We start from the raw sequence: 12,117 nt of genomic DNA, 5'->3' as shown, positions 1-12,117 counted from the left end.
TTTTTTTTTTTTTTGTGTCCTTTTGTTCCTCTTCCCCCTCCCCCCCCCCCCCCCACCCCCCACCAAAACCCTCCCCCCCCCTCCCGCGCCCCGCCCCCCCCCCCCCCCCCCCCCCCCCCCCGCCGTGGGCGCCGGATGGTGTGGTGCCTATTCGTCGTTCGTGACGGTCAGCCCCTTGAGGCCTGCCACGAGCGCCTGGAGGTCGTCGTCCGAGAGATCGGCGGCGTAGGTCTCGTCTTCCTCGTTCACGGTCCTTCTCCTCTGCTGTTGCTGTATTTCCTGCGGGTTTCGGTTGCCCGGGATGCGGCGGCGTTCAGCGTGGAACGTCGGACAGCGCCGGGTGGCCGAGGCCGGCGACGAGGGAGTCCAGCTCCTCCTCGGACAGGTCGACGGCCTCGAACCGCTCCGGGTACGGGACCAGCAGCCGGAGGACGCCGCGGTCGGCGATCTCCCCCCACGCCCGGATCTGGGATTCCAGCACGCCGGACGTCACGGGCCGATTGCGGACGACGTCGATGACGGTGCCCATCGGCACCTCGATCCCGTGCTCGGCGAGCAGGGCCCCGGGATCGCGGGACAGCATCCGCTCCTTGCCGGGATCCGACCAGACGGCCGCGACCACCGCGTTGTATCGAGCGGCGAAATCACTGCGCTCGGCTTCTTCCATCGTGCGGACCTTCGCTTTCCGTCATGGAGCGGGGGAGTTGGCGGCGGCACCGCTCGGGTTCGCCGACTGTGCCCACAGCTGGCGCTGGGCGAGCCGGTGGAACAGCCCGCCGGTGTCCGCGAGCAGTTCGTGATAGGTGCCGCTCTGGACGATCCGACCCTGGTCCATGACCAGGATGACGTCCGCGTTGATCACGGTGGAGAGCCGGTGGGCGATGACGATCCGGGTCGCGGCGAGTTGCCGGGTGCTCGCGGTGACGATCTCCTGGGTGTGGTTGTCGAGAGCACTGGTGGCCTCGTCGAAGAAGAGCACCCGCGGTTTGGAGATCAGCGCCCTGGCGATCAGGACACGTTGCCTCTGGCCGACGGACAGGGCGCCGCCGCCGAAGGACAGCAGGCTGTTGAGCGCCATGGGCATCCGGCGGATGTCCTCGTCGAGCCCCGCCATGGCGGCCGCTTCCCAGACCTGCTCGACGGAGTAGGGCTGGGCGCCGCAGATGTTCTCCCGGATGGTGCCGCTGAACAGCCGGCCGTCCTGGAGGACCACGCCGCACTGCCGGCGTACGGCCTGCACGTCGAGCTCGGAAAGGTCCTGCCCGTCGTAGAGCACGGAGCCGCTGCGCGGGCGCTCGAAGCCGAGCAGCAGCCGCAGGAGGGTGGACTTGCCGGAGCCGCTGGGACCCACGATCGCGACGAACTGGCCGGGGCGGGCGTGCAGCGTCACCTTGTCGAGCACCGGGGTGTCCAGGCCCGGGTAGCCGAAGGTCGCGTTGACGATCTCGATCTCTCCCCGGAGGTCCAGCGGCTGGACGTGGCTGGGTTCGCGCTCGGCCCGCGCCGTCAGTACCTCCGTGAGGCCGTGCAGGCGGGGGAGTACGACGACGAACTCGGCGCCGCTGGTGACCAGGAGGATCATGGACTGGAGTTGCAGGGCGAAGGCCGCGTTGAGGGTGAAGAAGCCGCTCGCCGGCACCTGCCCCCGCAAAGGGCCCGCCAGCAGGGCGAAGAGGATCAGCTGTCCGGCGATGGGGACGGTGACGGCGACCGCGGACAGGGCTCCCTGCACCCGGTGCACCCGCTGCAGCCGGGCGCGCGCCACCACGGTGGCCTGCGCCCAGCGGCTGAACATGGCGTTCTCGGCGGCGGCCAGCCGGATCTTCATGATGCCGCCGAAGATCTCGTTGGTCACGGCCGCGGCGTGGTGCTCGGCCGGCAGGGCCTGGCGCTGACGGCGGATCACCACCAGGCCGAAGAGGACTCCCAGGCCGCTGGTGCCCGCCAGCAGTACGAGGGTGTACAGGCCGACGACGGGATTGATCGTCAGGGTCAGGGCCAGTCCGGCCGCCGCGGTCAGCAGGGCGAGGAAGATCCGGGTCGCCAGCCCGTTCAAGGCCTGGCGGGCGTAGGCGGTGCCCAGCATCTTGCTGGCCAGGACGCCACTGGTGGTCCGGGTGAAGAAGTCGGACGGGAGCCGCATCAGCCGGTCCCACAGGGCGAGCTGGATCCCCGATTCCAGGCGGTCCTCCAGCCGCAGCGCGTGCAGGTTGAGGAGCGCGGTGAACAGGGCCGCCGCCACGGCGCTCACCAGGTACAGTCCGGTGGCCCAGGGAAGGTCCTGGAGGCCCCCGGACGTCAGGGAACTGAGCACCTGGCCGATCAGCAGCGGGGTGGCCAGGCTCAGCGACGCCACGGCGACTCCGGTGGCCAGCATGGACCGCAGCTCCGACGCGGTGCCGAAGGCCCCCCGGCGCAGGAGTTGCCGCAGACTGGTGTCCGCGGGCAGGGGCAACTGGGCCAGGGTGGCGTTCTGGCCGAAGGTGTCCGCGCGCCGCCGGTCCACCGGGGTGCGCGCCCGGGTGTGCGGGTTGACCATCCAGTACCTGCCGCGGGCGAACAGCAGGGGAACCGGGATCAGCCGGGCGCCCCCGTCGGCGCCCCCGTCGGCGTCGGAGTCCGAGGCCACGGCGGCGCCGGCCGAGGCGGCCGGGCGCCAGCCGATGAGCGGTCCGACGTTGTTGTGCCACCACTTCGCGGACAGCCGGACCTGCCGCAGGTGGAGCCCCGAACTCTGGGCGACCGCCCGGAGTTCGTCGCCGTGGTCGCTCGTCCCCGGCGTGTGGGTGGGCGGCTCGGTCACGGAGATGTCCGCCCCCTCGGTGACCACCTGGAGGGTCTCGACCGCCCAGGCCCGGGCGTCCTGGGCGCCGTCGGTGGCGAGCCGCCCACCGCGGGCGCTGTTCGCGCCGAGCACCCCCAGGGCCCGTCGGGCACTCGCCGCCACCATCTGCTCGGCGGCGCGCTTGCGGGCGTCGAGGGCGTGCAGGAACGCGGTGTCGGTCGCCAGGGCGCGGTCGCCGAGCGAACGCACCAGATGGGCCATCTGCTGGTCGACCGCTTCGAAGAGGGCTCCGGAGCGCAGCAGGTCCGGGGTGTTCAGGAGCTCGACCAGACAGTCCGACTCCGCACGGGTCCAGTCCTGGAGGCCGAGGAAGAGCGCCTCGCGTCCGGCCGAGACGACGTGGTCGGCCAGGCCGTTCTTGCTCATGCGGCCGTCCGCCAGCCGGATCCAGCACGGCCGGCCGCTGCCGACGACCGTACGGCCGCGCGTGAGCGAGACGATCTGCCGGGAGCGCAGGACCTGGGCGTCCCGCGGGGCGCCGGTGGAGCGTACGGCGTCCGAGACGGCCTGCAGGGCCCGGTCGAGGGCGTCGCTGATCACGTCGGCGACACGGTCGTCGTGACCGGGTGGCCGGCCGGCGTCCGGTTCCTCCGGCCGCACCTGGCGGACCAGCCTGGAGAGCTGGTCGTGGTCGACGCCGCGGAGGCGGCCGCCGGGCAGTGGCACCACGGTGAGCTGCCACTCGCCGGTCGCGGTCGAGGACGGGATGGCGCTGTGGGCGGGGCAGCGGGCGACGAAGTGCTGCCGGGAGGTGTCGCCTTCGGGCGCGAGACGGCTCGCGAAGATGTCGGCGGGCCCGCCTTCGACCAGGTAGACGGTGTGCCGCCCGTCGATGCGACGGGCCGCGGTGGAGCCGGGGGCCGCCAGTCGGGCGAGCAGGTCCCAGTCCTGGGGTGGAGCGGCGGTGCTCATGTGGTTTCCCCCGTTGACCTCGCCTGGTGCCGGATGAGCGCCGCGTAGGAACCGTCGCGTTCCATGAGGGCGTCGTGCGTGCCGCGTTCGACCTCCTGGCCGTGCTGGAGCACGATGATCCGGTCGCAGTCACGGATGGTGGACAGGCGGTGGGCCACGATGAGGCACGTGGCGCCGCGGCGGCGCAGGTTGGAGTCGATCATTCGCTCCGTCTCGGTGTCCAGGGCGCTGGTGGCCTCGTCCAGGATGAGCAGCCGGGGGTTGCGGACCAGGGCGCGGGCGATCTCCAGGCGTTGGCGCTGACCTCCGGAGAAGTTGCGTCCGCCTTCGTGCACCGGGCTGGCCAGACCGCCGGGGCGGGCCGCCACCTCCTGGTGGATGCACGCGTCCTTGAGGGCCTGTACGACGTCCTCGTCGGGGATGGTCGGGTCCCACAGGGTGACGTTGTCCCGGACCGTGCCCTCGAACATGATCTTGTCCTGGTCGACCATCGCCATGGTGGCGGCCCACAGCCCCGGGTCGAGCGCCTGCGGCTCGCGGCCGTCGACGGTGATCCGCCCGCTCCAGGGCTGGTGCAGTCCGGCGAGCAGCCGGCCGACGGTGGACTTCCCGCTGCCGGAGCCGCCGACCAGTGCCACCCGCGCCCCGGGGGGCAGGTCGAGCGAGAAGTCCTGGAGGAGGGGCGGGACCAGGGGGTTGTAGCCGAAGGTGACCCGGTCGAGCACCACGTGGCCTTCCAGCGGTGTGGGCGTGCCGGAGACGGCGGGTGCCGGCGGCAGCGGATAGCGCTCCACGTCCTGGAGGCGCTGCAGGTCCGCGCCGATCTCCTCGACCTGGGCACTGACCGTGGTGAGGCTGGTGACGGGCCGGTTCATCGCCACGGCCAGGCCCTGCATGGCGACGAGCACTCCGACGGTCAGGGTGCCGGTCAGGACGAGGTGACTGCCCAGTGCGATCAGCACGGCGGTGTTCAGCGCGGCGAGCAGCGCGGGCACCGCCGCCACGACGGCCGCGGGCACGCCCGCCTTCTGCTGCCCCGTGGTCACCGCCGCCTGACGCGCGGCGAACTGCTGGTAGCTCAGCTCCTCCTGCCCGCTGGCCTTGACGGTCTCGATCATCGAGATGGTGGTGTACACGGCGGCGAACAGCCGCCCGCGCTCGGCCTGCAGGCCTGCGATGGCGGTCGCGCGGATGGTGGACAGCCAGCGCAGCACGACCACGTTGAGCCCGGAGAAGACCAGCGCGCACAGCCCGAGGACGAGGTCGTACTGGCACAGCAGCGCGGCGTAGGACAGGGCCAGCGCCATGTCCACCGCGGTGGATGCCAGACGCCGGGTGAAGATGTCGGCCACCAGGTCGTTGGTGCGTACCCGCCGGGCCAGATCGGCCGCCATGCGCTGGTTGAAGAAGCCCAGCGGAAGCCGCAGCATGTGCCGCATCAGGCGGGCCGCGCTGCCGAGCGCCACCGCGGTCTCGGCGCGCACGAGCAGGCGCTGCTGGAGCCATCCGGCGACGAGGGTGATCACGGTGGCCACGGCCATCGCCGCGACCAGCGCGACGGAGGTCGCCGATTCCGAGCCGAGCAGCACCCGGTCGACGAAGACCCGGGTGAGGGCGGGCACCGCGATGCCGACCAGAGCGACCAGGAGGCCGAGGATCGCGGTCTGGGGCACGACCGAGCCGAGGTTGCGCCAGCGTTCGCGCAGCGTGCGGACCAGACTGAACGGGTGCCCGCCGCGCTCGAACGCGGGACCCGGCTCCACCGCGATCAGGATGCCGGTGTAGGCGTCGTCGAACTCCTCCCAGCTCACCGTACGGGGGCCGGTGGCCGGGTCGTTGAGCCGGACCTTCCGCCCCAGGCCCTCCAGCACCAGGAAGTGTTCGAAGTTCCAGTACAGGATGGCCGGCAGCCGCACGGAGCCGAGGTCCGCGACGGGACTCTGCCGACCGCGTGCCGTCAGCCCGTACCGGCGCGCCGCCTTGGCGACGCTGGCCGCGGTGGAGCCGTCCCGGCTCACCCCGCAGGCCTGCCGGAGCTCTTCGAGCGGGACGTGCCGGCCGTAGTGGGCCAGTACGATGCCCAGCGAGGCTGCCCCGCACTCGGTGGCCTCCATCTGGATCACGGTGGGCGTGCGCACCCGCCTGGCGGTCGGCCGGTCGGTGTCGCGCTTCGGGAGGGTCACCCTCATCGTTTCACCAGCCAGTTCAGCGGGCGCTCCTGGGCCACGGTCAGGGTCGCCGTCACCGCGCTCTGCGAGTTCAGCGCGAAGGACGGGGCGGAGCGCGACCACTTCAGCCCGCTCGGCGACCCGGCGTCCGGGGTGAGGCGGACGGCCACCGCGACGACCGGACCGGTACTGAGGAACGGCGTCACATCGCGGCCGGAGCCGAGGAAGGCGTGCAGGGACTCCTCCGTCTCCGGCAGGGAACCGACGGCCGAGACCGTTCCGGACAGCGTGCCGAAGACGCTCACCGGAGCCGCCGTGGTCGACAGCCGTACGGGCATGCCGACGCGCAGCAGCGGGGCATGGGCCGCAGGGACGTAGACCATCGCCTCCAACCGGTCGCCGGGCGTGTCCAGCCGCTCCAGAACGGCGACCTTGCTCCCGGGCAGCAGCATCTCCCCTTCGGAGATCCGCACACTGACCACGTGCGCGGTCCACGGCGCGGTGACCGTTTCGGTCGAGCCGTTCTGGCCGACCAGGGTGTAGAGAGGCTGTTCCTTGCCGACCCGCTGGTTCGGGGACACCAGGACCGAGGCCACCTGCCCCTGCCGGGTGGCGTCCAGGGTGACGGCGCCCGCCGCGTGGGTGAGCACCCCGGGAGCGGCGACGGTCTTCGGAACGGAGGCGAACGCCGACCAGGTGCCGACGGAGAGCACCACGACCAGCAGTGCCACCGTCGTCAACCAGGCCGGTATCGAGGCGAGTCGGGCGATCTCGTCGAGTTGCTCGGGTGATTCGAGCTTTCGCAGGGCCTGTTTGCGGAATCTCAAGGCTGCTCCTCGCAGTCGGACGGGCAGGAGCCGAGGGTGAACTCGGCGATGGCGGGTTCGACCAGCGTGTCCAGTCCCGACAACGTGGCGAACGAGGCGACGTCTCCCGCCCCCAGGGCGCACGGGGCCAGCCCCATGTCGGTGGCGACGAGGTACATCCAGGCGGTCAGGATTCCGGCGTCCTTGAGGGCCAACGCGTACGGAATTCCTTCGTACTTCCACATCAGGCGTCCGATCCGCGCGGTGATCACGAACAGCACCTGGGGCGGGTCCGGCATGGCGGCCGTGGCGCGCGCGAACGAGAGCATCTTCGCGGTCTCGGGGCCGGTGGCGGCGACGGCCGCCAGCCGGTGCCGTACCGAGTCGTAGTGGTAGAGCCCGCTCTCCAGCCCGGCGCAGCGCGAGACCAGCGGATAGATCTCCAGTTCGCCGATCCCGCCGGCCCCCGGGTACGGGCGCCTGCCGGTCTCCGGACCGTCCACCTCGCCGGTCGCGGCGGGTCCGAGGTGCTGGACCCGGTGCAGGAACTCGGCCAACTGGGCCGCGGTGATCGGCCGGGCGTCGTCCTGGCGGCGCACGCTGCGCCGACGGGACATCACCGCGGCCAGCGAGTCGGGCGTCGCGCCGGCGGGGCGCGCGGCGGGCGCGGGCAGCGCGATGGTGCGCCGCGCGGCGGGACCGCCGGCCCGCGCGGGCTCCGGCTCGGGCTCCGGCTCGGGCTCCGGTTCCAGGACGCCGCGGAAGCGGTGGGTGGCGCCGATCGGCGCCGCGTTGCGCTGCGGCCGCGTCCGGTCGTGCAGCCACAGTTCCTCCGGCGACCACAGACCCATCGGCGCGGTGCTGACCTCGGCCTCGGCTTCCTCGGACGTCACCAGGACCTGCGCGGAGAGCAGTTCGTCCAGCACGTACCCGGCGGTGGGCTCGTCCACCTCCAGTGCCTTGGCCACGTCGAGCCGGCCGACCCCGTTCCCCGCCGCGCCCGCCAGGACCGCGCCCAGCTGGGTGTGCGCACAGGCGATGGCGACGGTGCTCAGCGGGGAGTGGGCCAGCATCCGGCCCCGATCGGTGCGGAGAACCGCGAAGCGGGACAGCCGGTAGAGCACCCCGGCGCCGTGCAGGCGCCGGACGGGACCGCTCTGCGCCCCGAGCCCACGGGGCACCACGTCCAGCAGCGCCCGGGCCCCGGCGGCGATCCTGCGCTCCAGCCAGCAGTGCGACAGGAGCCGTCGTACCAGGAGTTGGGCGGGCAGGACGCGTGATTCGCCCTCCAGGCCGGTGATGAGCTGGGCTATCTGAAGATCGCTCAGCCACCCCTCGGCCATGCGCAGGAGCAGGGCGCGCCGGCCGGCCTCCGGCTCGGGGAGGCGCAGCCGGTAGCGGGATTGCTCCAGCACCAGGGACCCGCCCGGCTCGTGGTCCAACCGTGCGTCGACGCGCAGCCGATAGCTCTCGACCTTGGCGGCGCCCGGAAACGGGGACGTGCGTTTCATGGGATTTCACGATCCTGATACGGGGACGGTCGGTCGGTCGGTCGGTGGGTGGATGGATGGATGGGTGGGTGGGTGGTGCGATCGACGGGAGGGCGGGCGGCTCGCCGCGGTCGGGGGCCGGCGGTCTCGCGACCCCCGCGGCAAGCCCGGCCGCCACCGACCGTAGGGCGGATGGGGCCGGTCCTCGGCGAACGGATCGAACCCGTGCCCAACACCGGATCGACCGCGGCACGGAACGGTGTCACCGGCCCACCGGGGGAGGCGCATCGTTCATCCGTTCTCGACGACGACGGATTCCTCGATCCAGGGCGCGGACCCGTGGCCGCCGGCCAGCAGGTCCGCGGCCAGTTCCCGGCCGTGGTTCTCGGCAGCCGCGCGGAACGCGCTCGCCAGGAGCTCCACCAATCCCTGGGCGAAGACGCCGGTGCTGTGGTCATCCGGTCCGGCAGCGGAACTCCGCTCGTGGCAGGGCAGGTTGAGCGCGAGGATGTCCGAGCCGACGACCTTGATCAGCTCCTCGGCGGCGCCGTCGACCCGGTCCAGCAACCGTGCCAGGCACTGCAGGGTGACCGCCGCGGGGATCCCCGCCCGGACGAGGTCGAGGGAGGCACGCAGGATGCCCGGCCGGGCGATGCGCACGGCGCCGTCCTCGTCCCAGCCGACCACGCCGTGCCGGTTCAGGGAGTGGAAGACGCCGGGCCGTTCCCGTATCGCCCGCTGCAGGGCGGTGGTGAGCTTCTCCCGGTCGTCATCGCGGCCCTCCGCACCGAGGATGGCCGCGATGGAGACCAGGTTGAAGCCTTGCCGCTGCAGCGAAACGATGTGCTCCAGCCGGCGTACGTGCGCGTCGTCGTAGTAGCCGACCCGCCCCCTGCGGATCGGCGGCTGCAGCAACTTGCGCGATTGGTGCGCCCGGACGTTCCTCGGCGACATGCCGACGATCCTGGAGAGTTCCTCCACGGTGTAGCGGGCCGCCGGACGGTCCGGGCTCGTCAGGGACAGGGGGCTCGATGTCATGGTGTGTCCTTCCACGGGCCGGCACCGCGGTGTTGGTGATGGCGAGGGATGGTGGGTGTGGTGATGGGGTGGGGTGGGGGTACCGCAGCGCGAGAGGGGCGTGCGGTGTGAGGGGTCGGTCCTGAGGCCTCGGAGGCCGGCCGTGGGCCGGCCGTGCCGTGCCCAGCCGTGCCCTGCCGTGCCCAGCCGTGCCGTGTTCCGGCCGTGCGGCCGGACCCAGTCGAGCACGCACCCGACGGCTCGGACCAGGCGGTTCAGCCCGCAGGACTGGATCCGGCATACTTCTGCCGTACAGATCGCGCCGCACCCGGGGAGCGCGGCACCACGAGGAGCGTTCCACGTGCGGCAGCCCTGCCGAGTCCCTGCCATCGGGCGTTCATCAGCAGCCGGTCCGTCATGAGCGGCGGCGGATCCGCGCCCGGCGGGTTCGGGGAGCTGCTGCGCGGCCTGCGCGTCCGCGCCGGCCACACCCAGGAGCGACTCGCCCACGCCGCGGGAGTGAGCGTCCGCACCCTCGTCGATCTGGAACGCGGCCGTACCCGCGGACCGCAGCGCCGTACCGTGCAGGCCCTGGCCCGCGCACTCGCCCTGGACACCGCGGACCGCGGCGGCCTGGAACGGGCCGCCGCCTTCGGCCGTCCCCGCTCACGCCCGGCCACCGTGCCCCCGGGCACCCTGCCGCTGCCGCGCGACCTCAGTGACTTCACCGCCCGTACCCAGGCCCTGGCCCGCCTGCGCGCCCTGGCCGAACGCCCCGGAGGGGACTCGGCCCCCGTCGCGGTCGTCGCCGGGCAGCCGGGCCTCGGCAAGACCGCCTTCGCCGTCCACGCCGCGCACTCCCTCGCCCCGCACTACCCCGACGGCCAGTTCGCCGTCGATCTGCGCGGCATGGACGAGCGGCCCGCCGACCCGCGTGAGGTCCTGGCCCGTCTGCTGCGCGCCCTCGGCGTGTCCGAGCGTGCCGTCCCCCACGACACCCAGGACCGTACGGGTCTGCTCCGCTCGGTCACCGCGGTCCGCCGACTGCTCCTGCTGCTGGACAACGCGGCGGACGAGGACCAGCTCCGCCCGCTGCTCCCGGGCCGGGGCAACTCACTGACCGTCGTCACCAGCCGCCACGCCCTGGCCGGCCTGGAATGCGCGCACCGCGTCGACCTCGCCCTGCTGCACCGCGAGGAGTCCGTCGAACTGATATCCCGGATCATCGGCGCACAGCGCGTCGCCCGGGAGGCCGAGGCCGCCCGCGACCTCGCCGACCTGTGCGGCCACCTGCCGTTGGCCGTCCGGATCGCCGGACAGCGCCTGGCGATCCGGCCGCAGGAGCGCCTGGGCAAGCTGGTCGCCCAACTCGCTCGCGAGGAAAGCCGCCTGGACGCCCTGAGGGCGGGGAGTCTGGAGATGCGGGCCGCGTTCGCGCTGTCCTACCGCCGCCTCACGCCGACCGCCCGCACCCTGCTGCGGCGCGCCGCCCTGGCGGCCGGCCCCGACTTCAGCCCGGAGACCGCGGCCGTGCTGGCGGGCGTCACCCTGCGCCGGGCCCGGCTGTGCGTCGAGGACCTCGCCGACCGCGGTCTCCTCCAGCCGCACCCGGAAACAGAGCGCTACCGCTTCCACGATCTGCTGAAGCTGTTCGCCACCGAGCAGCTCGCCGCCGACGACGACCCGACCGCCCTCGCGGGCGCCCGTGACCGCACCGCCCGCTGGATGCTGACCCGGGCCGCGGCGGCGGCGCTCCACTTCGACGCGGACCACGGCCGGACCCCCGACGGCGACGCGGACCACGGCCGGACCCCCGACGGCGACCCGGACCCCGGGACCGCCCCCACCGGCCTCGAAGGGGCCCGCGCCTGGCTGGAAGCCGAACGCGCCCAGTGGCTCTGGGCGCTCCACCACGCCCGGGCCGCCGGATGGCACCGCGAGGTCGTCGACACCGCCGAGGCCATGCACTGGTTCTCCGACCGCACCCAGCACTGGGAGCAGTGGGTGGAGGTGTTCCGGCTCTCCGTCGCCGCCGCCCGCGCGCTGGGCAGCCGCGCGGACGAGACCGTGCACCTCAACTACCTGGCCTGGGCCTACAACATGTGCACCTACGACCACCACGCCGCCCTGGAGACCGCCGACGCGGCCCTCACCGCGGCCCGGGAGGGCGGTGACCGGCTCCAGATGGGCTGGGCCCTGGGCTACGGGGCGGGCGCGCTCAAACGCCTCGGCCGCACCGGCGAGGCCATCGCCTGGCTGCGCGACTCCGCCGCCTGCCACCGCGACAACACCACCCCCCAAGGCCGTCTCGCCGAACTGACGACCCTCAACACCCTCGGCGTCTACCTGCGCGAGACCGGCCACGCCGGCCATGCCCTCGCCATCCACCGCAGCAGCGAGGCCATCTGCCGCGCGGGAATCGCGGGCCAGTCGCCCGACCTCATCGCCGTCTACCACGCCGCCACCCTCTACCACCTCGGTGGCGACCTGGCCGTACTCGCCCGCTGGTCCGAGGCGGAAGCCCACCTGCGCCGGGCGCTCAGCTGCTTCGAGGCCGCGGACATGCCGGCCTGGAGCGAACCGGCCCGCCTCGACCTGGGCATCGCCCTGCACCACCTCGGCCGCGACGAGGAGGCCCGCACCGCCCTGGCCACGGCCCATCGCACCCTGACGGAGCTCAACCACCCCCGCCACGCCGAAGCCGCCGCCCTCGTGGAAGGACTTCCCGACGCCACCGGACGACCCGGCCTGCCGACCGGATCGCCCGCCGAAGAGGCCTTTTAGCAGGATCCGAGGGCGGACGGGCGTATTCCGGTAAACGTTTTCCATCCTCTGGCAAAGCATTTGCCGGGCTCTTGCCCTGCCGGGGGGCGACCCGA

General features: G+C 73.0%; 7 protein-coding genes. 1 reads left to right on the top strand and 6 read right to left on the bottom strand.

What is annotated here, in order from left to right; genetic code table 11:
* Window positions 1-313 precede the first annotated feature (313 nt).
* The 6 genes from ACZ5D2_RS17555 to ACZ5D2_RS17530 form a co-directional block, all read right to left on the bottom strand.
* Window positions 314-667 carry a hypothetical protein gene (locus ACZ5D2_RS17555; RefSeq protein WP_468930161.1) on the bottom strand — a complete coding sequence of 118 codons (354 nt, stop codon included), beginning with the start codon at window positions 665-667 and terminating at the stop codon, window positions 314-316.
* A 21-nt stretch (window positions 668-688) separates the two neighbouring features.
* Complete coding sequence (locus tag ACZ5D2_RS17550; RefSeq protein WP_468930159.1) at window positions 689-3,757, bottom strand: ATP-binding cassette domain-containing protein; 3,069 nt, start codon at window positions 3,755-3,757, stop codon at window positions 689-691.
* Window positions 3,754-5,946 (bottom strand): NHLP family bacteriocin export ABC transporter peptidase/permease/ATPase subunit, encoded by a 2,193-nt coding sequence (locus ACZ5D2_RS17545; protein ID WP_468930156.1) that lies wholly within the window; start codon window positions 5,944-5,946, stop codon window positions 3,754-3,756. The genes ACZ5D2_RS17550 and ACZ5D2_RS17545 overlap by 4 nt, the downstream gene beginning before the upstream one ends.
* Window positions 5,943-6,752 (bottom strand): HlyD family efflux transporter periplasmic adaptor subunit, encoded by an 810-nt coding sequence (locus tag ACZ5D2_RS17540; RefSeq protein WP_371675125.1) that lies wholly within the window; start codon window positions 6,750-6,752, stop codon window positions 5,943-5,945. Before ACZ5D2_RS17540 ends, ACZ5D2_RS17545 begins: the two co-directional genes overlap by 4 nt.
* Window positions 6,749-8,242, bottom strand: coding sequence for a SagB family peptide dehydrogenase (locus ACZ5D2_RS17535; RefSeq protein WP_468930153.1), 1,494 nt, complete (start codon window positions 8,240-8,242; stop codon window positions 6,749-6,751). The genes ACZ5D2_RS17540 and ACZ5D2_RS17535 overlap by 4 nt, the downstream gene beginning before the upstream one ends.
* A 270-nt stretch (window positions 8,243-8,512) precedes the next feature.
* A complete protein-coding gene (locus ACZ5D2_RS17530; protein ID WP_371675123.1) occupies window positions 8,513-9,259 on the bottom strand; it encodes a MerR family transcriptional regulator in 747 nt (248 codons plus the stop codon).
* A gap of 396 nt (window positions 9,260-9,655) precedes the next feature.
* Between ACZ5D2_RS17530 and ACZ5D2_RS17525 the strand changes: the two genes are divergently transcribed.
* Window positions 9,656-12,022, top strand: a complete 2,367-nt coding sequence (locus ACZ5D2_RS17525) for an ATP-binding protein (RefSeq protein ID WP_468930149.1) — start codon at window positions 9,656-9,658, stop codon at window positions 12,020-12,022.
* Window positions 12,023-12,117 lie beyond the last annotated feature (95 nt).

It is taken from the genome of Streptomyces sp. NPDC031479, from assembly GCF_055581065.1.
Note: the sequence above shows the minus strand (reverse complement) of the source record. Positions and strands in the feature narration are given on the sequence as shown.